24 protein-coding genes are annotated in these 21,750 nt (G+C 68.1%); 16 read left to right on the plus strand and 8 right to left on the minus strand.

Annotated features, from left to right (window positions below):
• Nucleotides 1-1,041: O-acetylhomoserine aminocarboxypropyltransferase/cysteine synthase family protein (locus AC1D1G_RS25150; RefSeq protein WP_477954121.1), on the minus strand; the 1,041-nt coding region annotated here is incomplete at its 3' end.
• Between the two features lie 209 nt (nt 1,042-1,250).
• On the opposite strand from AC1D1G_RS25150, the gene AC1D1G_RS25155 reads away from it, so the two are divergent.
• The 8 genes from AC1D1G_RS25155 to AC1D1G_RS25190 all read left to right on the plus strand — a co-directional run bounded on the left by AC1D1G_RS25155 (nt 1,251) and on the right by AC1D1G_RS25190 (nt 10,029).
• The gene (locus AC1D1G_RS25155; protein ID WP_477954122.1) at nt 1,251-1,949 is read left to right on the plus strand and encodes an alpha/beta hydrolase; all 699 of its coding nucleotides are present in this window, start codon (nt 1,251-1,253) and stop codon (nt 1,947-1,949) included.
• 53 nt (nt 1,950-2,002) lie between these two features.
• The gene (locus AC1D1G_RS25160; protein WP_317568465.1) at nt 2,003-3,367 is read left to right on the plus strand and encodes an aminotransferase class I/II-fold pyridoxal phosphate-dependent enzyme; all 1,365 of its coding nucleotides are present in this window, start codon (nt 2,003-2,005) and stop codon (nt 3,365-3,367) included.
• Nucleotides 3,368-3,517: 150 nt separating this feature from the next.
• The gene (locus AC1D1G_RS25165) at nt 3,518-4,909 is read left to right on the plus strand and encodes an LLM class flavin-dependent oxidoreductase (protein WP_317568466.1); all 1,392 of its coding nucleotides are present in this window, start codon (nt 3,518-3,520) and stop codon (nt 4,907-4,909) included.
• Between the two features lie 34 nt (nt 4,910-4,943).
• On the plus strand, nt 4,944-6,467 hold the full coding sequence (locus AC1D1G_RS25170) for an ABC transporter substrate-binding protein (RefSeq protein ID WP_317568467.1): 1,524 nt from the start codon (nt 4,944-4,946) through the stop codon (nt 6,465-6,467).
• Complete coding sequence (locus AC1D1G_RS25175; protein WP_283352685.1) at nt 6,464-7,489, plus strand: ABC transporter permease; 1,026 nt, start codon at nt 6,464-6,466, stop codon at nt 7,487-7,489. Before AC1D1G_RS25170 ends, AC1D1G_RS25175 begins: the two co-directional genes overlap by 4 nt.
• A 6-nt stretch (nt 7,490-7,495) precedes the next feature.
• Nucleotides 7,496-8,353 (plus strand): ABC transporter permease, encoded by an 858-nt coding sequence (locus AC1D1G_RS25180; protein WP_105413498.1) that lies wholly within the window; start codon nt 7,496-7,498, stop codon nt 8,351-8,353.
• Nucleotides 8,343-9,209 carry an ABC transporter ATP-binding protein gene (locus tag AC1D1G_RS25185; protein ID WP_477954124.1) on the plus strand — a complete coding sequence of 289 codons (867 nt, stop codon included), beginning with the start codon at nt 8,343-8,345 and terminating at the stop codon, nt 9,207-9,209. The genes AC1D1G_RS25180 and AC1D1G_RS25185 overlap by 11 nt, the downstream gene beginning before the upstream one ends.
• Nucleotides 9,202-10,029 carry an ABC transporter ATP-binding protein gene (locus AC1D1G_RS25190; RefSeq protein WP_283331206.1) on the plus strand — a complete coding sequence of 276 codons (828 nt, stop codon included), beginning with the start codon at nt 9,202-9,204 and terminating at the stop codon, nt 10,027-10,029. The genes AC1D1G_RS25185 and AC1D1G_RS25190 overlap by 8 nt, the downstream gene beginning before the upstream one ends.
• 39 nt (nt 10,030-10,068) lie before the next feature.
• Here AC1D1G_RS25190 and AC1D1G_RS25195 read toward each other — a convergent pair whose 3' ends face one another.
• The 3 genes from AC1D1G_RS25195 to AC1D1G_RS25205 are packed head-to-tail and all read right to left on the minus strand — an operon-like array spanning nt 10,069 to nt 12,623.
• Nucleotides 10,069-10,731, minus strand: coding sequence for a methionine ABC transporter permease (locus tag AC1D1G_RS25195; protein ID WP_283331207.1), 663 nt, complete (start codon nt 10,729-10,731; stop codon nt 10,069-10,071).
• Nucleotides 10,728-11,750: a methionine ABC transporter ATP-binding protein gene (locus tag AC1D1G_RS25200; RefSeq protein WP_280782050.1), complete on the minus strand. Its 1,023-nt coding sequence runs from the start codon at nt 11,748-11,750 to the stop codon at nt 10,728-10,730. Before AC1D1G_RS25200 ends, AC1D1G_RS25195 begins: the two co-directional genes overlap by 4 nt.
• Entirely contained in the window at nt 11,751-12,623 is an 873-nt protein-coding gene (locus AC1D1G_RS25205) for a MetQ/NlpA family ABC transporter substrate-binding protein (RefSeq protein ID WP_283352687.1), read from the minus strand. It lies immediately after the preceding gene.
• 199 nt (nt 12,624-12,822) lie between these two features.
• Here AC1D1G_RS25205 and AC1D1G_RS25210 point away from each other — a divergent pair, with 199 nt between their 5' ends.
• From AC1D1G_RS25210 to AC1D1G_RS25235, 6 genes are all read left to right on the plus strand, one after another.
• The gene (locus AC1D1G_RS25210) at nt 12,823-13,332 is read left to right on the plus strand and encodes an NADPH-dependent FMN reductase (RefSeq protein ID WP_280782048.1); all 510 of its coding nucleotides are present in this window, start codon (nt 12,823-12,825) and stop codon (nt 13,330-13,332) included.
• Nucleotides 13,329-13,829 carry a flavin reductase family protein gene (locus AC1D1G_RS25215; RefSeq protein WP_007300445.1) on the plus strand — a complete coding sequence of 167 codons (501 nt, stop codon included), beginning with the start codon at nt 13,329-13,331 and terminating at the stop codon, nt 13,827-13,829. The genes AC1D1G_RS25210 and AC1D1G_RS25215 overlap by 4 nt, the downstream gene beginning before the upstream one ends.
• 11 nt (nt 13,830-13,840) lie before the next feature.
• Nucleotides 13,841-14,551, plus strand: coding sequence for a GNAT family N-acetyltransferase (locus tag AC1D1G_RS25220; protein ID WP_283331209.1), 711 nt, complete (start codon nt 13,841-13,843; stop codon nt 14,549-14,551).
• A gap of 46 nt (nt 14,552-14,597) precedes the next feature.
• A complete protein-coding gene (locus tag AC1D1G_RS25225; RefSeq protein ID WP_477954127.1) occupies nt 14,598-14,933 on the plus strand; it encodes a YciI family protein in 336 nt (111 codons plus the stop codon).
• Nucleotides 14,930-16,144: an RNA polymerase sigma factor gene (locus AC1D1G_RS25230; protein WP_477954128.1), complete on the plus strand. Its 1,215-nt coding sequence runs from the start codon at nt 14,930-14,932 to the stop codon at nt 16,142-16,144. Before AC1D1G_RS25225 ends, AC1D1G_RS25230 begins: the two co-directional genes overlap by 4 nt.
• Before the next feature lie 92 nt (nt 16,145-16,236).
• Nucleotides 16,237-16,974, plus strand: coding sequence for a DUF899 family protein (locus AC1D1G_RS25235; protein WP_477954129.1), 738 nt, complete (start codon nt 16,237-16,239; stop codon nt 16,972-16,974).
• A gap of 9 nt (nt 16,975-16,983) precedes the next feature.
• Here AC1D1G_RS25235 and map read toward each other — a convergent pair whose 3' ends face one another.
• Nucleotides 16,984-17,772, minus strand: a complete 789-nt coding sequence (gene map, locus AC1D1G_RS25240) for a type I methionyl aminopeptidase (RefSeq protein WP_317568477.1) — start codon at nt 17,770-17,772, stop codon at nt 16,984-16,986.
• A gap of 95 nt (nt 17,773-17,867) precedes the next feature.
• On the opposite strand from map, the gene AC1D1G_RS25245 reads away from it, so the two are divergent.
• Complete coding sequence (locus tag AC1D1G_RS25245; protein WP_009474442.1) at nt 17,868-18,134, plus strand: helix-turn-helix domain-containing protein; 267 nt, start codon at nt 17,868-17,870, stop codon at nt 18,132-18,134.
• A gap of 25 nt (nt 18,135-18,159) precedes the next feature.
• Here the strand turns inward: AC1D1G_RS25245 and AC1D1G_RS25250 are convergent, their stop codons facing one another.
• Complete coding sequence (locus tag AC1D1G_RS25250) at nt 18,160-18,786, minus strand: class I SAM-dependent methyltransferase (protein ID WP_283352693.1); 627 nt, start codon at nt 18,784-18,786, stop codon at nt 18,160-18,162.
• Between the two features lie 49 nt (nt 18,787-18,835).
• Complete coding sequence (locus tag AC1D1G_RS25255) at nt 18,836-19,744, minus strand: NADP-dependent oxidoreductase (protein ID WP_477954130.1); 909 nt, start codon at nt 19,742-19,744, stop codon at nt 18,836-18,838.
• Between the two features lie 113 nt (nt 19,745-19,857).
• Between AC1D1G_RS25255 and AC1D1G_RS25260 the strand changes: the two genes are divergently transcribed.
• Nucleotides 19,858-20,298 (plus strand): winged helix-turn-helix transcriptional regulator, encoded by a 441-nt coding sequence (locus AC1D1G_RS25260; RefSeq protein WP_283331215.1) that lies wholly within the window; start codon nt 19,858-19,860, stop codon nt 20,296-20,298.
• Nucleotides 20,299-20,308: 10 nt separating this feature from the next.
• Here the strand turns inward: AC1D1G_RS25260 and AC1D1G_RS25265 are convergent, their stop codons facing one another.
• On the minus strand, nt 20,309-21,583 hold the full coding sequence (locus AC1D1G_RS25265) for an LLM class flavin-dependent oxidoreductase (protein ID WP_477954132.1): 1,275 nt from the start codon (nt 21,581-21,583) through the stop codon (nt 20,309-20,311).
• Between the last annotated feature and the right edge of the window lie 167 nt (nt 21,584-21,750).

The raw sequence follows: 21,750 nt of genomic DNA on the forward strand, positions 1-21,750 counted from the left end.
CGAGAAGACCGAGCCGGCGCCGCGCGGCAGATACCGCTGGGCGGCAGCGTGCCACCGGTTGTCCGGCAATCCGGGGTAGTTGACCTTGGCGACCGCGGGATGGCCGTCGAGGAAGTGTGCGATCGCCAGCGCCGAACCGACCTGCCGTTCCAGCCGCAGGTCCAGCGTCTCCAACCCCTGAAGCAGCTGGAACGAATTGAACGGGGACAGTGCGGGACCGAGATCGTGGACGATCTTCGTCTTCGCGTAGACCAGGTAGGCGCTGCGTTCGCGGCCGAACTCCTCCCACAGCACGAGGTCACCGATGCGCGGGTATGGCTCGGTGAACTGGGTCCACCGCTGCGGTTCCGCGCCGAAGTCGAACGTGCCGAGGTCCACGATCACACCACCCAGCGAACTGCCGTGCCCACCGATGAACTTGGTGGCCGAGTACACGGTGATGTCGGCGCCGAAGTCCCTCGGGCGGAGCAGATACGGGGTGGCGATCGTGTTGTCGACGATCAGCGGGACCCCCGCCTGGTGCGCGATGTCGGCCACCGCCCGGACGTCGAGCACGGAGGCGACGGGGTTGCCGATCGTCTCGGCGAAGAAGGCCCGGGTCTCGGGACGCGCGGCCGCACGCCAGGCGTCGAGGTCGTCCTGATCGACGAGCGTGACCTCGATCCCGAAGTCCGCGAAGGTGTCGGTGAGGAGATCGACGGTTCCCCCGTACAGCTGCCGCGCCGCGACGATGTGCTGTCCGGACTTGGCGAGCGTGAGGAGGGCGACCGCGACAGCGGACTGCCCGGAACCCGTGGCCAGGGCGGCGACTCCGTCGTCGAGATCGGCGAGGCGCTGCTCGAACACGGCCTGCGTGGGATTCCCGGTGCGGCTGTACAGGTTTCCCTTCCGGCGGAGGGAGAAGATGTCCCGTGCCTGTTCGAAGCTGCCGAAATCGTAGGCAACCGATTGGTAGATCGGGGGGATCGCGGTGTTCTGCGGCGTTCCGGGTTGATAGCCGGTGCGGACCTGCCGGGTCGCGAACCCTGTGGTCTCGGGCATCGGTGTGCCTGTCCCTTCGTCGATACTTCTGGGTGAATGGCAGAGCGGGTGAATGGCAGAGCAAAACGAATATGTTCGGAACAAAACACGAAGCGCGGCGAGAAGGCACGCGTTTTGTTCTGCTCGAGCATTAGTCTTGTTCGACCTCGCGCGTGTGGGTCAGGGTGACGCAGTCAATCCTGCGAACAACCCCCCGAATGAGGTAATCAGTGGACATCGACTGGCTGGAACCCGAAGCGACTGTGCGTGGCTCGGTGATCGTGGTCGCCGGCCGCGGTGAGCATGCTCACGTGTACCGCCGGTTCGCCCGCCGGATCGCCTTCGACGGTTACCGTGTCGCGGTGGTGGAGAACGATCCCGCGGCGACTGCTCGGGTGATCGCCGATGCGGAGACCGATCTTCCGGTCACCCTCGTCGGGTCGGACAGCGGCGCCCTGACCACCCTCGACCTGGCCGCGACGCATCCGGCCGTGTCCGGTGTGGTGGCCGCGGGTCTTCTCGTCGCGGGCGCCGACGCCTTCACCGGAGAGTGGGACGGCGAACTCGAGATCCGTTCCGCGTGTCCCGTGCATCGGGGGGTCCTGTCGTCGGCCGACGCTCTCGAGCGGGGAACGCTCGGTGCGGAAACGCCGGTGGCCACGGTCGATTCGCTGACCCACGTGCAGGTTCCCGTCCTCGTCGTGCACGGAGGCGCCGACGCACTGAGCCCGGCAGCGGACGTCCTGGCCGTCACGTCCGCGTTGCCCGACGCCCGGGTCGTCGTCGTTCACGAGGGGCTGCACGACATCCTCAACGACGTGTCCCACCGGTCGGTCGCCGCTGAGATCGTGCAGTTCCTCGAGCGTCTCCGCCTGCCCGGGACGCCCGACATCATCCTCCGCGAACCGGCCGGGGCACTCGCGCAGTGACCCGGACTCGCGTGGCGCGGGGGCGGTAGTGGTTGTTGATCGAAGGGGTGTGGATGTCAGCGGTGCTGGAGTCGGAGACGATTGCTCCGGAGTGGTTGCTCGACAAGATCGACGGCCGCACCGCGGAACTGGCCGATGCCGTCGCCGACCTCATCAGGTCGGGTGAGCTCAGCCCCGGCGATCGACTGCCGACCGTCCGCGCACTCGCGAAATCGACCGATCTCAGTGTCGGTGCGATCGTCAGCGCCTGGGGCCGGCTGCAGGAACAGGGATTCGTGCAGACCCGCCGCCGCGGCGGCACCGTCGTTCTTCCGCCGCTCGACAGCGTGCCCGAGCGCGGCATACCGGACTGGCGTGGCGTCGACCTGGCGCAGAATGCACCGGACCTGGCGCTGCAGCCGTCCCTGTCCGACGCTTTGTTGTCCAGTCTGGACGCCGAGACATTGAATGTGTTCGGCCGGGAATTGATGACCGAGCGGTTGCGGAATGCCGTCGCGCCGGGTTGGCCGTTCGAACCGGAGGCCTGGGCCACGGCGGGCGGTGGCACCGAGGCGCTGTTGCTGGCCGTGGAGGCGGCGGCCCCACCCGGTTCGATGGTGGCCGTCGACGAGCCCCTGGGCCCGGGTGTTCTCGACACCCTCCGCGACCTGGGGTTGGATGCGGTCGGGGTCGGCGCCGACCGCGACGGCCCCCGGCCGGACGCTCTCGACGCGGCCCTGACCGCCGGCGCGGTGGCTTTCGTGTTCCAGCCCGGTGCGCCGTTCGCCGTCGACCATGCGGTCAGCGCGCGGCGCACGAGTGAACTCGCCGAGGTGTTGCGGCGGCATCCGGCGGTGTGGGTCGTCGAGGACGACTCGATCGGACCGCTCGAACCGCAGCAGCCTCCCTCTCTGGGATCGGTACTGCCGCAGCGTGTCGTCCGGATCCGCAGCTACTGCAAGGCATACGGGATCGACGTGCGGACCTCCGTTCTCGGCGGGTCCCGCGAACTGATCGAGAAGGCCATGAAGGTGCGCAGCCACGGAGTCGGCTCGAACAGCCGGATCCTGCAGAACACCCTCGCCCATCTGATCGGCAGCGCCGACGCCGAGCACGCGGTCACGGCGGCGCACGAGCGCTACGCCGCCAGACGCACGTCGCTGCTGGGGGCGCTGATCGACCGTGGCATCGAGGCTTTCGCGGGTCCGCACAGTCTGGTCGTGTGGGTGACGGTGTCGGACGAGACCGCGGCCCTCGTCGCGTTGGCGCGGCAGGGCATCTCGGTGGGGGCCGGTTCCCGCTCGTTCGTGCAGGCGCCCGCACGCCAACTCCTACGCCTGTCGGCCACCCAATTGCCCGACGACCCGGACCTGATCGGGCAACTCGCCGACGTCGTCGCGGTGGCCGTCGCGGAGTCGTCGCGCGAGTTCTTCGACTGATCGGACTTTGTTCGACAGCCCTGCGGGACATACGAAATATGTTTTGAAACATCGAGAATTTAATACTCTGCACGCGTCTGTTTGCTCCATACACTTCAACGCGGCGTGCCGAGGCAGGTGCCTGACGGCGAACGACGAAGGAGCGAGAACATGACGAGACGGCAACTGAAATTGGGAGCTGTCCTCACCCCCACGGGTGGTCCCGGGCACCCGTACACCTGGCTGGACCCGGAGATTCCCGCCGACGCGAGCGTCGACATCGACTGGTACATCCGGTACGCGCGGCTGGCCGAGCAGGCGCGGTTCGATCTCGTGTTCATCGTCGACAGCCAATTCATCACCCCCGACTCGCCCCCGCACTACCTGAACCGGCTCGAGCCGCTGACGCTGCTGTCGGCGCTCGCGGTGGCCACCGAACACATCGGGCTCGTGGGCACACTGACCACATCGTTCAACCAGCCGTTCAACCTCGCGCGACGGTTCGCGTCCCTCGATCTGATCAGCCGCGGCCGTGCCGGCTGGAACGTGGTCACCAGTGGCGACTCGGGTACCGCCGGAAACTACGGACTCGAGGAGCATTACGACTACGCCACCCGCTACGGCCGGGCCCTCGAACACGTCGAGGTCGTCAAGGCTCTGTGGGACTCCTACGAGGACGACGCGTTTCCGCGCGACCGGGAGGCCCGCCGCTTCCTCGACGCAGACAAGCTGCACACCCTCGACCACCGGGGCGAGCACTTCTCGGTGGTGGGCCCGCTCAACATCGAACGCTCGCGGCAGGGGCAGCCGGTGATCTTCCAGGCCGGCGACTCCGACCAGGGCCGCGACCTCGGAGCGCGGATCGCCGACGGGATCTTCACGCACGCGCCGAGTTTCGAGGCGGGCGCGGCGTTCTACACCGACATCAAGACCCGCGCCGCGGCCTACGGGCGCGCTCCCGAGGACATTGTGATCCTGCCGGGAGTCAGCGTCACCGTGGGCGACACCGACGCCGACGCCCGCGAGATCGAACGTGCAACCCAGCTGGCGGACAACGACTTCGGAAAGTCCCTCCGGGAACTGGGCCGGCCGTTCGGCTGGCACGACTTCCGGCAGTACGACCTCGACGCGCCGTTCCCCGCCGAGGCACTGCAGCACGCCGAGCGCAGCTTCTACACGCAGGCGAAGAAGATCGCCGACCTCGCCGCCGACCGCGGGCTGACACTGCGGCAGACCGTCGAGGCGCTCAGCGCACCGAAGACGTCGCCGTTCACGGGCAGCGCCGAGACCGTCGCGAACGAACTGCAACGCTGGCTGGACGGCCACGCCCTCGACGGCATCAACATCCACATCGGCCACCCGGCACAGTTCCAGCGCTTCGTCGACGAGGTGCTGCCGATCCTGCGCGAGCGCGGGGTCGTCCGGGAGGACTACGAGCAGAACACGTTGCGCGGCAACCTCGGTCTGCCCTTCGCGGAGAACCGCTACACCCGCGCGCGGCGTGAGGGAGTCGACCCCGCCCCGCTGCCCGGCACCACCGCATCGCTGTCCGCGAGCGTCTGAATCACCACCCCCCTTGCATGGTCAGGAGCACCCAGTGAGCAAGAAGAGCCGGCGGATCGTCGGCGCCGTAATACTCGGAGTGATCGTCGGGCTCGTTGCCACCGCGTGCGGCGGCGGCAGCAGCTCGGACGGCGCCGAGGTCAAGTGGGCGTTCAACCTCCCCACCTCCTGGGATCCGGTGACGAGCCGGACCGGAAACGACATCAACACGATCAGCCTCGCGTACGCGTCGCTGACCCGGCTCGACGCCGAGGGCAACGTGGAACCGTCACTCGCCGAGAGCTGGAAGTACAACGCCGAAGGCACCGCCGTGACCTTCACCCTGCGTGACGGTCTCACCTTCTCCGACGGGACCATCCTCGACGCCCCGGCGGTCAAGGCGTTCTTCGATCGCGGCAAGACCCAGGACGATTCGTTCCTCCGCGATCAGCTCGCCGGCGTCACCGAGGTCACGGCCGACAGCGCCACCGACGTCACGCTGCACCTCGCCGACGCCGACTACCAGATCCCCTACCTGGTCGCCGGGCGTACCGGGGCCATCGCCAGCCCGACCGCGGCCGCCGACCCGCAGAAGCTCAGCGTGTGGCCGGTCGGGGCCGGTCCGTTCACAATCACCGACTTCGTCGCCGAGGACCACGCGTACTTCGAGAAGAACCCGAACTACTGGGACGCCGAGAACATCCACATCGATCACTTCGAACTCAGCGTCGCCCCGGACCCGGCCACACTCGTCGCCGGTGTCCAGTCCGGTTCCATCGACTTCGCGACGCTACCGGCCCTGCAGTCCAAGGAAGCCGAGGCCGCCGGTCTCGATGTCACCGTGAAGCCGTCGCTGGCCGCGAACGACGTCTCCATCAACCTCAACAAGGCCCCGTTCGACAATCCGAAGGTCGTCGAGGCGTTCCGTTACGCATTCGACCGCCAGGCGTTCGTCGACGTCATCACGAACGGGTTGGGCAGCACGACGAGCCAGCCGTTCCCCAGCGGGTACCTCGCCTTCAACCCCGAGATCGAGAAGCTCTGGAACTACGACCCCGACAAGGCAGCTCGTCTGCTCACCGAGGCGGGCTTCGGGCCCGGACAGCTGTCTCTCGAAATCACCGCGCAGTCGGCGGCCACCAACCGGGCAGAGCTGGTGCAGTCGCAGCTGAAGAAGATCGGCGTCGAATCCACGATCAAGGTGGTGCCGCCGGGATCGTCGACGTGGCAGAGCGAGGTCTACATCGCGAAGAACCCGCAGCTGGCGACGGACGGCACCATCGGGCGTGAATCACCGGTGCAGAACCTGCTCGCCGTCTACGGTCCGGAAGGCATCATGAACCTCAGCGGCCCGCACGCGTCGCCGGAGTTCACTGCCGCGCTCGACGCCGTGCGCCGCACGCCCCTCGAGGACCCGGAGTACAAGCCGCGGCTGTGGCAGGCCGTCAAGGTCGGGGTCGAGCAGTCGCCGACGAACTACATCTTCAGCAATCCGTGGATCATCGTGTCCAACCCGGACCTGAAGAACCTGAACATCCTGCCGTCCCAGGTGCGGTGGGAAGGCGTCACGGTCTCGTGACCACCGCAGACGTCCAGACCGCCGGCACCGGGAGAACATTCGCTCTCCCGATGCCGGCGGGTGCGCTCGGCGCGGCGGTGCGGGTCGTGCTGAGCACCGTGCTGATCGTGGTCCCGGTCTTCCTGTTCTCCACCCTGATCACCTTCCTGCTCGGGGCGGCCAGCGGGCTGAATCCGGCCGCCGGGATCGCCGGCGACGCCGCGACCCCGGAGACGATCGCCCGCATCAACGCCGAGTTCGGGCTGGACAAGCCGGTCTGGCAGCAGTACGTCGACTGGATGTCGAGCATGCTGAGCGGTGACCTCGGGGTCTCGTGGTTCAGCAAGATCCCGGTCAGCGAGTTGATCGGCGAGCGGCTGGCCGTCAGCGCCTCGATCGCCGGTGTGGCTCTGGTCATCGGACTCGTCCTCGGCGTCGGACTCGGGGTGCTCGCCGCCGTCTACAAGGGCAGCCTGCTCGACCGGCTGATCACCGCCTACACGTCGGTGGCCTCGACGCTGCCGCCGTTCGTCATCTCGATCGGACTGATCCTCGTCCTCAGCGTCGGGTTGCACTGGCTGCCGTCGGCCGGGTACGTCCCGCCGGACGAGAACTTCGGCCGCTGGCTGTCGCTGATCATCATGCCCGCGATCGCGTTGAGCATGGACGTCGTCGCCGACATCGCGCGACAACTCCGCACCGGATTGGTCGCGGAGCTGGACCAGAACTACGTCACCGGCGCGGTGGTCCGGGGCATCAGTCCGGCCCGGATCCTGTTCGTGCACACACTGCGTAACGGCAGCGGGCCCGCGCTGTCCATCCTGGGCATGAAGATCCCCACGCTCATCGGCGGCGCCGTCGTGATGGAGACCATGTTCTCCATGCCCGGCTTCGGTCGCCTCGCCGCCGACTCCGCGCTGCGCGGAGACGTTCCCATCGTCCAGGGAACGCTTGTCGTGGCGATCGTGTTCGTGCTGTTCTGCAACATCGTCGTCAACATCGCGCAGAGTGCGCTGCAGCCGGCAACCAAGCGGAGAGACTGAAATCCCATGCTCACAGCAATCCTGCGCTATCACTCCGCTCGCGCCGCGGTGGTCGTTCTCGGGCTGATCGTGGTGCTCGCGGTCTTCGGGCCCGCCCTCGCGCCGTTCGACCCGCTCGAGCAGGACACGTCGGCAATCCTGCAGGGCCCGAGCGGAACTCACTGGCTCGGAACGGACAACGTCGGACGGGACGTGTTCAGCCGGCTGCTGGCGGGTTCGACCGTGTCGGTGCTGTCCGCACTGCAATGCGTCGTCGTCGGATTCCTCCTCGGCGTGATCCCGGGCTTCCTGTCGGTGTACCTCGGGCGCGGCGTGGAATGGTTCACCCTCCGGTTGATGGATGCGCTCATCACGCTGCCGTTCCTCGTGTTCGCCGTCGCGATGACCGCGCTGCTCGGAAACGGGCTCGCCCAGGCGATGTTCGCGGTCGGCATCCTCATCGCACCCGCGTTCTACCGGGTCACCCGTGCCGCGGCGCTGACGGTGGCCAACTCCCAGTACGTCGAGGCCGCCGAACTGATGGGGGCCGACACGTCCTGGATCATCCGTCGCCACGCGGTGCGCAAGGTGCTGCCGGCGGTGGGGGTGACGTTCGCGGCGATGACCGGAGCCAGCCTCGTCATCGTGTCTTCGCTGACGTTCCTCGGGATCGGGGTCGTTCCGCCGGACCCGACCTGGGGCGGACTCCTCGCCAGCGGATTGCAGTACCTCTACCAGGTTCCGTTCGGCCCCGTCGTGCCCGCGCTGTTGATCGTGGCCACCGTCTGGGCACTCAACGCCATCGCCGACGCGCTGCGGGATGCGACCGGCCGACCCCAACGACGCGCCCGCAGGAAACAGGAGGTCACCTCGGATGTCCACTGACACATTGGATGCCACGTCGGCACCCGCACCCATGCGCCCGCACCGGCCCGTGCTCACCGTGAGCGATCTGCGCATCGCACTCGACGACGGAACGGAACTGGTCCACGGCGTCGACTTCTCCCTCGCGCGCGGCGAAGCCCTCGGGATCGTCGGCGAATCGGGCAGCGGCAAGTCGCTGACCTGCCGGGCCATCCTCGGAATCCTGCCCGGCGGAATCGGCGTCACCGCAGGCTCGATCGATTTCGACGGCATCGAACTCACCGACCTCGGTCGAAAACACTGGCGGCCGCTGCGGGGTACCCGCATCTCGGCGGTCTTCCAGGACCCGGCGTCCTATCTGAACCCGTCCATCCGGGTCGGTGAACAACTGGCCGAGGCACTCCGGTCGACCCTCGGGCTGTCCCGCGCGGACGCCCGGCGGCGCGGCGTCGAACTTTTCCGGAAAATGGGGCTGAACGACGCGGACACCGTGTACCGCCAATACCCGCACGAACTGTCCGGAGGAATGCTCCAGCGGGTGCTCATCGCGATCGCGGTGTCCGCGGAACCGGAACTCCTCATCGCGGACGAGGCGACCACCGCCCTGGACGTCACCGTTCAGGCCGAGGTGCTCGACCTCCTCGAGGACCTGCGTGACGAACTGGGCCTCGCCCTCGTCCTCGTCTCCCACGACCTCGCCGTGGTGGCTCAGGTCTGCGACAGCGTGATCGTGATGCGGGACGGCGCCGTCGTCGAGTCCGGGCGTGCGGAGGACCTGCTCACCGCGCCCCGGCACGACTACACCCGCCAACTCGTCGAGAACCATCGGGAGTACGGGCTCGAGTCGGTCACCGGAAAGGAGGCGGCTCGTGTCTGAGTCGTTGCTGCGCATGACCGGCGTCCGGGTGGAGCGCGGGGCCCGCGGGGCCCGCAAGCAGATCCTGCACGGCGTCGGCCTGACCATCGATGCCGGTGAGAAGGTGGGACTCATCGGTGAAAGCGGCTCCGGGAAAACGACACTGGCCCGCACGATTCTCGGTCTGATCACTCCCACGTCCGGAACGATCGAGATCCGCGGGCAGCGCGTCGACGACCTGTCCACGGCGCACCGCAGGGCGCACCGCCGCACGGGGACCGTGCAATACGTGTTCCAGGATCCGCTACTGAGCCTCGATCCGGACATTCCGGTGGGCGAGTCGATCGCCGAGGGACTGCTCGTGCGGGGCGGACTCGACCGGGGTTTCGTGCGGTCGCGGGTGGCAGCGGTACTGAGCAGTGTCGGACTCGACGCCGACATCGCGGCGCGGATTCCCGCCGACCTGTCGGGTGGGCAGCGCCAGCGGATCGCGATCGCGAGGGCCCTCGTCCTCGATCCGGCGCTGCTGCTGCTCGACGAACCGGTGAGCGCCCTCGACTCGGTCAACCGCATCCAGATCCTGAAACTGCTCACCGAACTCGGGCACTCGCGGCAACTCGCTCAGCTGTTCATCTCGCACGACCTCGGGGCGGTCGCGGCGCTGGTCGACCGGATCGTCGTGCTGTACCGCGGAAACATCGTCGAGGACGGGCCCACCCATCAGGTGATCTCCGATCCCCAGCACCCGTACACGGCGCTCCTCGTCGGTTCGGCTCCTACGTTGAGCGGCGGCGCGGTGACGCGGGAACGTCGCCGCGAACTGAGGCTCCGCCTCCCGTGAGTACTTGTTAACCGCGGGCGGTTGACAAGTACTCACGGGTCAGCGGCGCAGCGCCTTTCGCGCCAGCCAGTTGCCGAAGAACTGGGAGGCCTGGACGAGCAGGATGATGACGAGGGTGGCCACGAGGGTCACCTGCCAGTTGAAGCGCTGATAGCCGTAGACGATGGCGAAGTCGCCGAGTCCGCCGCCGCCGATCGTCCCCGCCATCGCGGACATGTCGACGATGCCGATGAGGACGAACGTGTAGCCGAGGATCAACGGGCCCAGGGCTTCCGGGATCAGCAGGGTGACGATGATCCGCAGGGGTCCCGCGCCCATCGCGCGGGCAGCCTCGATCACGCCGGGGTCGACGGTCACCAGATTCTGTTCCACGATGCGGGCGATGGCGAACGACGACGCGATGATCATCACGAAGATCGCGGCCTCGGTTCCGATGGTCCGGCCCACCACGGCGAGGGTCACGGGCCCGAGTGCGGCGAGCAGGATGATGAACGGAATCGGCCGAACGATGTTCACCAGGATGTTCAGCACCGTGTAGGCGGCCGTGTTCTGGAGAATCCCGCCCTTCCGCGTGGCATACAGCAGCGTGCCCACCACGAGCCCGATCAGTCCACCGACCACCAGGGTGATCACCACCATGTAGACGGTCGTGCCGATGGATTCGAACAGTACGGGGCGCAGCTTGTCCCAGTTCGTGGTCATGCCTGTACTTCCTCGACGTCGGTGACGGTCCGCAACCGGCGGATCACGTCGTCGACGCCGTCGTCCGGACCGACGAGTTCGAGTGTGAGACTGCCGAACGAGCGGTCCTGCAGGGTGGTGATGCCGCCGTAGACGATCTCGAACCGGACGCCGTGCCCTCCCGCGTCGGAGAGGACGTCGCCGATCCGGCTGCCGTCCCGCACGTCGGCGGTGACGATCCGGCCACCGAAACGCGACCGCAGCCGTTCCAGGTCGGCGGGCTCCGGGCGGTTACGCAGGATCGTGCTCACGAAGCTCTTCGACGCCGGCGCCTGGGGTTCGGAGAAGACGTCGAACACCGTGCCGAGTTCCACGACGCGACCCTCCGCCAGCACGGCGACACGATCCGCGACGGCCCGGACGACGTCCATCTCGTGCGTGATCACCACGATCGTGACCCCGAGTTCCCGGTTCACCTTGCGGAGCAGGCGGAGTACGTCCTGTGTGGTTTCCGGGTCCAGGGCGCTGGTGGACTCGTCGGCGAGCAGCAGGTCCGGCGACGTCGCGAGCGCGCGGGCGATCCCGACGCGCTGCTTCTGCCCGCCGGACAGCTGGTCGGGGTAGGCCCGTGCCTTGTCGGAGAGGCCCACGAACTCGAGGAGTTCGGCGACGCGTTCGCGGCGCTTCTGTCGCGGCCAGCCGGCCACGACGAGGGGGTAGGCCACGTTCCCGGCGACGGTCCGCGAGCGGAACAGGTTGAACTGCTGGAAGATCATCCCGATCTTCGCGCGCACGTGCCGGAGTTTCGATTCCGACAGCGCGGTGATGTCGACGTCGTCGACGACGACACGCCCATTGGTCGGGCGTTCCAGGCCGTTGATCAGCCGAACCAGCGTGCTCTTCCCGGCGCCCGAGTAGCCGATGACCCCGAAGATCTCACCCCTCTCGATGGTGAGATCCACGGCGTCGACAGCGGTGAGGGTCTTCTTTCCCGACTGGAAGGTTTTCGTGACGGATTCGAATCGGACGATCGGTGTCATCTACTTGGCCGAACGGATTCCCTCTTCGACCCGCGACAGGATTTGCTGCAGTTGGGCACCGTCGCGTTCGACCTCGACCGACGTTCCCTTCGACTCCCCGCGCACGGCGGCCTGGATCTCGGGGTCGTGCCAGATCTTCACGAGTTCGAGGTACGTCGCGTTGTCCTTGTCCTCGGCGCGGGTGACGAACGTGTTGATGTACGGCTCGGCGGCGGGGCTGGACGGGTCGTCCTTGTAGAGAGCCGATTGGGGCTCGATGCCCGAACGCTCGAGGAACGTGTTGTTGACGATCGCGCCGTCGACGGATGCGAGCGACAGCGCCGTCTGGGCGGCGTCGACCGGGGTTACCTTCACCTTGGACGCAGCCGTGTCGATGTCGGCGGGCGTGGGGGATGGGTTGTCGCCGGTCAGCGTGAGCAGGCCGGCGCCCTTCAGCACGAACAGGGCACGAGCCTGGTTGCTGGGGTCGTTGGGGATCGCGATCTCGCCGCCCTGCGGAATGTCGGCGAGGCTCCGGTGCTTCTGCGAGTACAGGCCGAGCGGCACGATCTGGGTGGCGCCGATCGGGGTGAGGTCGTCGTCCGCGCCGGTGTTGTACTCGCCGAGGAACTGCAGGTGCTGGAAGAGATTGGCGTCGATCTGCCCTTGCGACAGGGCGATGTTCGGCTGCGAGTAGTCGGAGAAGTTCACGACGTCGAGCGTGATACCCGCGTCCTTCGCCTTGTCCTCGAAGATCTCCCATGAGCGGTCGCCGGCCTCGGTGGTTCCGATCCGGACCGTGTCGCCGTCGGCGCTGCCGGATCCACCGGAGCACGCAGTCAGTGCCGCCAGGAGTGGCACGGCGGCAAGGGCGAGAGAACGGCTGAACTTCACGGAAAATCCCCACGATCGATCGGATGACCACGGAGTGTGGCCACGGGCAAGGTAGCGCCTCCGGGCGCCGCGCGGAATGGTTCGGATCGCCGTGATTCGAAGGGGAGTGTCCCGACTTCCGTTCCTGCCCTGCGGTATTCGACCGGACCGGCTGCGTGCTCTAGGGTGGCAGGGTAGACACGCGAGAGGTGATGTAGCGATGAAGGTAACGGTAGTGGCGGGCAATCCCAAGCCCGGTTCGCGGACGTTGGATGCAGCCGGTCTGGTCGCGACCGCGGTCACGGGCGCCGCCGCGGATTCCACGGTCGACGTGATCGAACTCGGGGCAGGTCTGCTCGGGTGGGGTGACGACAAGGTCGCGGCGGCCGTGGAGACGGTGGCGTCGTCGGACCTCGTCGTGTTCGCCAGCCCGACGTTCAAGGCGTCGTACACGGGCGTGCTGAAGCTGTTCCTCGACCAGTTCGCGACCGGAGACGGCCTGAAGGACGTCGTGGTGGTGCCGCTGATGCTCGGGGCCGGGCCCGCGCACGCCATGGCGCCGGACCTGCTGCTCAAGCCGGTGCTCGTCGAACTCGGCGCGACGGCCCCCGCTCCCGGCCTGTACCTCATCGACACCACCTACACGACCGACACACGTATCACCGACTACGCCGAGCGATGGGGTTCGATCCTGACCGCGGCGGCCCGGACCCGGACGGAACTCTCATGACGCAGGCAGACGGCACACTGGACAAGACTTCGCTCCGGGAGGCGTTCGGACATTTCCCGAGCGGCGTCGTCGCCGTCTGCGCCGAAGTCGACGGTGAGCGCGTCGGGATGGCGGCGAGCACGTTCGTGCCCGTGTCGCTGGAGCCGCCACTGGTCGCGTTCTGCGTGCAGAACACGTCCACCACATGGCCGAAACTCGCGGACCTCGCCCACGTCGGGATCAGCGTGCTCGGGGAAGCGCACGACGCCGCCGCCCGTGTGCTCGCCGCGAAGACCGGCGACCGGTTCGCGGGCCTCGACACCGAAACCACCGACGGCGGTGCGCTGTTCATCGACGGAGCATCGGTGTGGCTGGACACCACCGTCACCCAGCAGGTGCCCGCGGGGGATCACGCGATCGTGGTCCTGCGGATCAACGAGCTCAGGGTGCAGTCGGAGATCGAGCCGATCGTGTTCCACCGCAGCCGGTTCCGCTGGTTGCGCACCGTCGCGTCCTGACACGGGGTGAGATGACCACGGAACTGACGGCGCCGGCCGATACAGACGTTCATCCCCTGGACGACGCCATCCGTGAATCCCTTCGCGGGGCGCACGCGCATTTCGCCACATGGTCGGGCCGGGTGGCGCGGTACCACCCGGACGTCGCGCCGCACGTGGGCCACCCGGCGACGCTGGGCGACGAGGAGTGGGCGGATCTCGCGGCACTGCTCGGGTCGTCGTCGACGGCCGCTCTGCGCGGATTCGGGCACACCCCGCCTCAGGGCTGGGAGGTCGTGGACTCGTTCGGCCTGGTGCAGATGGACGGCACCGCGCTGGACGTCGCACCGGACCCCGACGCCGAGGTGCTCGGCGCGGCGGATGTCCCCGAGATCCTGGACCTGATCGGCCGCACCCGGCCCGGACCGTATCTTCCGCGCACCATCGAGATGGGGACGTATCTCGGTTTTCGTGTCGACGGTGAACTGGTGGCCATGGCGGGCGAGCGGTTGCATCCGCCCGGGTGGACGGAGATCAGCGCGGTCTGCACCGATGAGCGTTTCCGGGGACGCGGATTCGGTGCCCGGCTGGTGCGCGCCGTCGGAGCAGGGATCCGCGCCCGCGGGGAAAGACCGTTCCTGCACGCCGCGCAGGCGAACACGACGGCGATCCGCCTGTACGAAAGTCTCGGCTTCACCCTCCGCCAGCAGTCCGCGCTCACCGTCGTCCGGACGCCGGCGTAGGCCGATCCGGCGCCCGCCGTGACACCGGTCAGGCAAAATCGCAGGTATGAAGTACGTGCTACTGATCTGCGACGACGAGTCGGTATCGCCGACGAACGAGGAGCTCGCGGCGGATCCGGTGCATCAGACTTGGTGGGAGGATCTGCAACGACGCGGCGGGATGCTCGTCGGCCAGCGGCTGCGACCGGTGGTGGATGCCACGACGGTCCGGGTCCGCGACGGTGAGACTTTGGTCTCGGACGGGCCGTTTGCCGAGACCAAGGACTTCGTCGGCGGATTCGTGATCGTCGAGTGCGCGAACCTGGACGAGGCGATCGAGATCGCTGCCGGCCATCCCTACGCGCACTGGGGCGGCGTCGAAATCCGCCCTGTCTGGGAATGACTGCGCCCGATGACCGAGTGCGTGCGGCGGTCGATGCGGCATTCCGGGACGAGTGGGGGCAGGTCGTTGCGACTCTCATCGGGTTGACGGGGGATTGGGATCTGGCCGAGGACTGTGCTCAGGACGCATTCGCCTCCGCGTTGACGAACTGGCGGCGCGACGGCGTTCCGCGCCGCCCCGGCGCCTGGCTCACCACGACGGCGCGCAACCGCGCGATCGACCGGCTGCGCCGCGACGCGGCAGGTGCGGGCAAGGTACGCCAGCTCGCCGTGCTGACCCGCGACCCGGACGAGCCGCATGACGAGATCCCCGACGAGCGGCTGCGGCTGATCTTCACCTGTTGCCATCCGGCGCTGCCATTTCCGGCGCGGGTCGCGCTCACCCTGCGGACGTTGGCCGGTCTGAGTACCGCCGAGATCGCGCGGGCCTTCCTGACCGCCGAGTCCACGATGGCGCAGCGCCTGGTCCGCGCCAAGCGCAAGATCCACGAGGCCGGGATTCCCTACCGGGTCCCGCCCGTCGAGGTGCTCTCACCGCGACTGGCCGCGGTTCTGGCGGTGCTTTACCTGATCTTCAACCAGGGCTACGACGAGGAGGACGGGCGGGCCCTCACGGCCGAGGCCATCCGCCTGGCCCGGCTCTTGATCCGGCTGATGCCCCAGGAACCGGAGCCGCGTGGCCTTCTCGCGCTGATGCTGCTGCACGAGTCCCGGCGCGCGACGCGCACCGACGACGGAGCGTTGGTCACCCTCGAGAACCAGGACCGGTCTCGGTGGGACCATGCGCTGATTGCCGAAGGTGTGGCAACGCTGGACCAGGCGCTGGCATCGGGGCGCATCGGTGGTTACCAGGTGCAGGCCGCGATCGCCGCCTGCCACGTCACCGCGCCTGACGCGGCGAGCACGGACTGGCCGCAGATCGCGGCCCTGTACACCGAGTTGGCGCGACTGGCGCCGTCCCCGGTGGTGGATCTCAACCACGCCGTGGCGGTCGCGATGGCCGACGGCATTCCGGCCGGCCTCGCCCTGGTCGACGAGATCACGGCATCCGGCCGGCTTGACCGCTACCACCTGCTGCCCGCGACCCGGGCCGATCTGCTCCGCCGGGACGGCCGCCCCGCCGAGGCCGAGGCAGCGTACGAGCAAGCCCTGCAGCTGGCGCCGACCGAGGCCGAGCGCCGCTACCTGACCGGCCGCCTGCGCGAGCTCTGAAGAAATCTCGAGATCATTGTGCGGTTGTTGTCGATCTTGGACGGAATCCTTCGTCGGTGAGGTGAAAGCCCACCAAAAGGAAGGAAAGTGTCGTGAACACCGAAACAACCCCGTCCGTCGTCGACCGCGCGACCTACCAGGCCGAACTGGATGCGCTGCGGGTCCGGGAGAAGACGCACACCCACGAAGGCGACGCGATTGCTGCGGCCCGCCGGCGACTGCCGATGGTCGAGGTGGACCCCGCCATCACCCTGGTCGGCCCGCACGGGCCGGTCCCGCTGCTGGACGTGTTCGAGGGCCGCAGCCAGTTGATCGCGTACTTCCACATGTGGCACGCCGGCCACCCCGCGGCCGAACAATGTGAGGGCTGCACATTCTTCAACGGCCAGGTGCGCGAGCTGTCGTACCTGCACTCGCGCGACGTCACGTACGCCACGCTGTGCCAGGGACCGTACGACGTGAGCGTCCGATACCGCGACTTCATGGGTTGGGACGTGCCCTGGTATTCCGCGCAGGATGCGGCGGATGCCCTGCTCGGCGATCGCCCACGGTCCCCGGCGCCTCTGGTCTGTTATCTGCGACAGGATGACAGGGTGTTCGAGACGTTCTGGACCAGCGGCCGCGGTCTGGAACCGATGGCTCCGACGTACGGGTTGCTCGACATGACCGCGTACGGCCGTCAGGAAACGTGGGAGGATTCGCCGAGCGGTTGGCCCCAGCATTGGGAGCCCGGCACGAGGGACATCATGCGCACCGACGGACGGCCCACCGCGCAATGGTCCCGCCTGGCATCCGGACGCTCCGCCGCCCTCGGCGCCACCGGGCGCTGACGCCACTGATCACAGTGCGGATGCGGCGACGTGTTCCCGGCGCGTGAGCACGAGCGCCGCGCCGTCGGTGATCGCGATGGTGTGTTCGCTGTGCGAGGTGCGCGATCCATCGGCCGAGCGGATGGTCCACCCGTCGGGGTCGTAGACGATCTTGTCCGTGCCGGCGGCGAACCACGGTTCGAGGGCGAGGGTCAGTCCCGGTCGCAGTGTGAGTCCCCGGCCCGCACGTCCCGTATTCGATACGTGCGGATCTTCGTGCATGGTTCGTCCGAGCCCGTGACCACCGAACTCGGTGTTGACCGGGTACCCGTACTCGGCGGCGACCGCGCCGATCGCGGCAGAGATATCGCCCAGCCGGTTGCCGGGTACGGCGGCGGCGATGCCGGCTGTCAGGGCCTTCTCGGTGGCTGCGATGAGGCGCTCGTCCTCGGGTCGTGGATCACCGACGATGATGCTGCGGGCACAGTCGGCGACCCACCCGTCGATGGACACTGCGATGTCCATGCTCAGCAGGTCTCCGTTCTGCAGCACGTAGTCGTGCGGCAGGCCGTGGAGTACGGCGTCGTTGACCGACAGGCAGATGACGTTGCGGAACGGCCCGCGCCCGAATGACGGCGCGTAGTCCCAGTAGCACGACGTGGCGCCGCGCTGGGCGATCAGCTGGCGGGCGCGTTCTTCGAGCTCGAGCAGATTCACACCCGGGCCCGCGCGGTGTTCGAGATCGTCGAGCAACTCGGCTAGGAACGTGCCGGTGACGTCCATCGCAGCGATCTCCTGTGGTGTTTTCAGTTCCAGCACCAACTACTCCTCCTGATAGGCCAAAATCGGTATTAAAATACCACCCTAGACGATGTAGAGGTATTTTCATACCGCTGCGGAGTTAGACTGCTCGCATGGTGCGTCTTCCTCTGACTCCGGAACAGCTGGCCGCAGGTAAGCGCCTCGGTCTTCAGCTACGGCAGGCGCGCGGGGATCGCACCCTCGCCGAGGTTGCGCAGGAGGCTGGGATCTCCCCGGAGACTCTGCGCAAGATCGAGACCGGGCGGATGGCGACACCCGCATTCACGACTGTCGCGGCCCTCGCCCGGGTGCTTCCCCTGTCGCTCGACGAGCTTGCCGACATCTGCCTTGCCCGTACCGGCCTCCGGCAAACCGGGTAGCAATTCTCCAGTCCGAGAAGGGGTCTCACCGGGTGTGCTGCCGGAGTGCGGTGATGGCGCCGTGCGGCCTGTGGCCGCTCCCCGTTCGTGTATGGGTCTCGATCACCTCGAAGCCGGCCGTGACCAACTCCTGGCCGAGTTCCGCCACCGGCCACCGATAGGCAGTGGTCACGGCATGGTCGAAGGTCTCCACGGTTGCTCCTTCGAAGAAGCCCACCAACAACCCGCCGCCCGGCCGAATCACGCGCGCGAACTCGGCGAGCGGAGTCCGGATGTCCTGCGGACTGTGGTGAATGAGCGAGTACCACGACAGCACACCGCCGAGTGATTCGTCCGCGGCGTCCACTGTCTCGAAGCCGCCGATGTCGAAGGAGAGGTGGGGATACTGCAGGCGAGCTCGTTCGACGAACTCGGGAACCAGATCGATCCCGCTCGCCGCCAGTCCGCGCTCGGCCAAGAAATCCGTCCACTGCCCCGGACCACACCCGGCGTCGACTACCGGACCTGTCAGGGTGGCGGCCCAGCTGCGCACCAGGGCCCGATCGGAGGGGTGTGTCGAACTCACGGAGCCGAAGAGGTCCGTGTACTCCTGGGATCTGGCCGAGTAGGACTCTCGGACCGTGTCGCATGGTGCGGCGCTCGTGTTCTCCATGCCGTCAATCATTACGGAAAGTCGAGCGTTGCGGCCGGGGTGGCGGAGATCAGGGCTGAAGGACGTACTTCCCGCGTACGCCGCCCCGCGCGATCGCGCGGTGGGCGTCGGCGACCCGATCGAGCGGTACGACGGCGTGCACCCGCGCCGGCAGGTGGCCGCTCGCGGTGGAGTCGAGGAGCTGGGCGAGCCGGGCACCGTCGGGCTGCGCCACCAGCACCCGGACGGTGACGCCGCGTTCCCCTGCCGGTGCCGCGCCCGGCTGCACGCCGACGAAGACGCCGCCGTCGCGAACCAGTGTGAGGCCCTGTTCCTGGAGTGCGGCACCGTCGGCTACCGCGTCCCAGGCGCGCGCTGTCTGCGTGGTGAAGTCGGCGCCGAGGCCGCGCACGAATTTTTCGTCTTCGGCGCGGGCGAGTCCGGTGACCCGCCAGTCGCGGTCCTGGGCGAGTGTCACGACGTTCGCCCCGACCGCCCCAGCGGCCCCGGTCACCAGCAGGCTCCGGCCTCCACCGTCACCGAGCAGGTCGACCAGCTGGTCTGCAGCGAGGCCGTTGAGCGGAACCGTTGCGGCGGTGGCCAGTTCGAGGCCGTCCGGCACGAGAGCGGTGTCGCTCGCCGGGACGACCAGCTGCTCGGCGTACGTGCCGAAGTCCCGGTCGAAGCCGGCGACCAGCCCCGCGACGCGGCTGCCGACCGGGATGTCGACGTCCGGACCAGCCGCGGTGACGGTACCGGCGAAGTCCCAGCCCAGGCCGGTGTGGTCGGGCTGGTCGATCAGCCCGAGCCGGTGGAACACCCCGGCGGCGAGCGCCAGGTCGACGGGGTTGACCGCGGCCCCGGCGATCTCGACCCGGACCTGGCCCGGCCCGGGCTCGACGACGGGTACGTCGATGATCTCGATGGAGTCGGGACCGCCCGTGGTGCGGACGACGGCGGTGCGGAAGGTGGTGGACATGTTGCCTCCTGTGGACCGGGATTTGTGCTGCAACTCCACGATGGAGGGGTTACTCTCCAATGGAAAGTACGCACTTCAGAGTGCGTAGGTCACCGCTCGGGAAGGAGCGGTCGATGCCGACAACAACGGCGGCCCAGGAGCGGGCGCAGGCGAAGGTGGAGTACGAGGCGTTCCTGGCGACCTGTCCCAGCCGCCAGCTCCTCGACCGGATCTCCGACAAGTGGGTGACGCTGGTCCTGGCCGCGCTGGGCAGCGACGGCCCACACCCGGACGAAGACTGCGTCGGCGAGCCGCGGCGGATGCGCTACTCGGAGCTGTCTCGCCGGCTGGCCGGAGTCAGTCAGAAGATGCTCACCCAGACGCTGCGCTCCCTCGAACGCGACGGCCTGCTCACCCGCACGGTGACGCCGACCGTGCCTGTCACGGTCACCTACGAGCTGACCGACCTCGGACTCTCGCTCCACTCCGTCATCCGCGGGATCAAGGCGTGGGCGGAGGCGCACATGGACGAGGTGCTTGCCAACAGAAACACGTACGACACCCGCGTCGGCTAGCGCGCTGAACCTAACCACTCACGGGGAGCGGAGCGCCCTCGAAGCGTTCGCGGAGGGTGGATTCGGCGTACTCGTACCGGAAGATCCCCTTCGCGCGGAGGATCGGCACGACGTGATCGACGAAATCGGTGAGCCCGGAAGGGAATCCGTCCGGCATCAGGTTGAATCCGTCCGCCGCGCCCGCCAGGAACCATTCCTCGATGGTGTCGGCGATCTGCTCGGGTGAGCCGACGACCAGCCGGTGACCGAAGCCGCCCGCCTTGCGAAGCAGTTCGGACACCGAATACCGGCTCTCGAGCGCCAGCCGCACGACGGCCTCCCGGAACCCCAGCGAGCCGGAGAACGACGGATCGACCGGGGCGAGAAGCAACTCCTCCGGGATCGGCCGGTCCGGGTCGAGGGAGCTCAGGTCGACACCGAGCATGCCGCCCAGCCGTTCGGCGGAGAAACCGTCGGCGGCCTTGGATTCCCAGTCCTCGTACCGGGCGATCGCCTCGGCCTCGGTGCTCCCCACCACCGTGACGAGCCCGGGAAGGATCTTCACCGCCTGGGGATCCCGACCGGCTGCGCGGGCGACATCCTTCACTTCCCGGTAGTGCTGACGCCCGGCGTCGAGCGTGAGCTCCGCCGAGAACACCGCGTCGGCGCTGCGACCGGCCAGCGCGCGGCCCTGCGGGGAGCCGCCGGCCTGCACGAGCAGGGGGTGGCCCTGAGGCGACGGCGGCACGGGCAGTGCGCCGTGAACGTGGAAGTACTCCCCGTCGTGGTGCACCGGGACCCGGGTGGTCGCCGATTCCCACAGTGCGGTGACGACGTCCACGAACTCCGTGGCCCGGCGATACCGCGACTCGCGGTCGGGAATCCGGGAGAGACCGAAGTTGTGGGCGGTCCCGGCGTGGAACGTGGTCACCACATTCCACGCCACCCGTCCACCGGACACGACGTCAAGGGAAAGGAACCGGTCCGCCAGATCGAACGGATCGTTGAACGTCGTCGACGCCGTGCCGATCAGCCCGAGGTGCTCGGTCGCGCTCGCCACCACCCCGAGCACGGTGGTCGGCTCCAGGGCCCGCGTCGGCTTGACGGCGGGATCCTCGCGGAGCGCAGGACCGTCCGCGAGGAACAGCGCGTCGAGGGTGCCGCGCTCGGCGATCGTCGCGACCTCGGTGTAATAGTCCGGGTCGATGAACGACATCGGGTGCAGGTCGGGAGCCCGCCACGCGGACGGGTGGAAACCCACGTCCAGCACGTTGACGTTGAGGATGACCTCTCGTTGCGCGGGCATCAGCCGGCCGGCTTCGCGGCCGCGCCGTCGATGTTGGTCTGGCTGCGGTCGGTGGCTCGCGCCGATTCGATGCTCTGCGCCACCCGGGAGAAGAACGGGTCGCTGTCGATGAGCTGGCCGATCCGCGGGTCGTGGTAGGTGTCGAGCAGCGGCGCGAAGTCGGGGTT

Source organism: Rhodococcus sp. P3_B8 (genome assembly GCF_056402775.1).

Excerpts from the sequence above, each read along its gene's own strand:
- AC1D1G_RS25160 (WP_317568465.1), top strand. The coding sequence starts at position 2,003 with ATGTCAGCGGTGCTGGAGTCGGAGACGATTGCTCCGGAGTGGTTGCTC.
- AC1D1G_RS25165 (WP_317568466.1), top strand. The coding sequence starts at position 3,518 with ATGACGAGACGGCAACTGAAATTGGGAGCTGTCCTCACCCCCACGGGT.
- AC1D1G_RS25180 (WP_105413498.1), top strand. The coding sequence starts at position 7,496 with ATGCTCACAGCAATCCTGCGCTATCACTCCGCTCGCGCCGCGGTGGTC.
- AC1D1G_RS25185 (WP_477954124.1), top strand. The coding sequence starts at position 8,343 with ATGTCCACTGACACATTGGATGCCACGTCGGCACCCGCACCCATGCGC.
- AC1D1G_RS25195 (WP_283331207.1), bottom strand. The coding sequence starts at position 10,731 with ATGACCACGAACTGGGACAAGCTGCGCCCCGTACTGTTCGAATCCATC.
- AC1D1G_RS25200 (WP_280782050.1), bottom strand. The coding sequence starts at position 11,750 with ATGACACCGATCGTCCGATTCGAATCCGTCACGAAAACCTTCCAGTCG.
- AC1D1G_RS25210 (WP_280782048.1), top strand. The coding sequence starts at position 12,823 with ATGAAGGTAACGGTAGTGGCGGGCAATCCCAAGCCCGGTTCGCGGACG.
- AC1D1G_RS25215 (WP_007300445.1), top strand. The coding sequence starts at position 13,329 with ATGACGCAGGCAGACGGCACACTGGACAAGACTTCGCTCCGGGAGGCG.
- AC1D1G_RS25220 (WP_283331209.1), top strand. The coding sequence starts at position 13,841 with ATGACCACGGAACTGACGGCGCCGGCCGATACAGACGTTCATCCCCTG.
- AC1D1G_RS25225 (WP_477954127.1), top strand. The coding sequence starts at position 14,598 with ATGAAGTACGTGCTACTGATCTGCGACGACGAGTCGGTATCGCCGACG.
- AC1D1G_RS25230 (WP_477954128.1), top strand. The coding sequence starts at position 14,930 with ATGACTGCGCCCGATGACCGAGTGCGTGCGGCGGTCGATGCGGCATTC.
- AC1D1G_RS25245 (WP_009474442.1), top strand. The coding sequence starts at position 17,868 with ATGGTGCGTCTTCCTCTGACTCCGGAACAGCTGGCCGCAGGTAAGCGC.
- AC1D1G_RS25250 (WP_283352693.1), bottom strand. The coding sequence starts at position 18,786 with ATGGAGAACACGAGCGCCGCACCATGCGACACGGTCCGAGAGTCCTAC.
- AC1D1G_RS25255 (WP_477954130.1), bottom strand. The coding sequence starts at position 19,744 with ATGTCCACCACCTTCCGCACCGCCGTCGTCCGCACCACGGGCGGTCCC.
- AC1D1G_RS25260 (WP_283331215.1), top strand. The coding sequence starts at position 19,858 with ATGCCGACAACAACGGCGGCCCAGGAGCGGGCGCAGGCGAAGGTGGAG.
- AC1D1G_RS25265 (WP_477954132.1), bottom strand. The coding sequence starts at position 21,583 with ATGCCCGCGCAACGAGAGGTCATCCTCAACGTCAACGTGCTGGACGTG.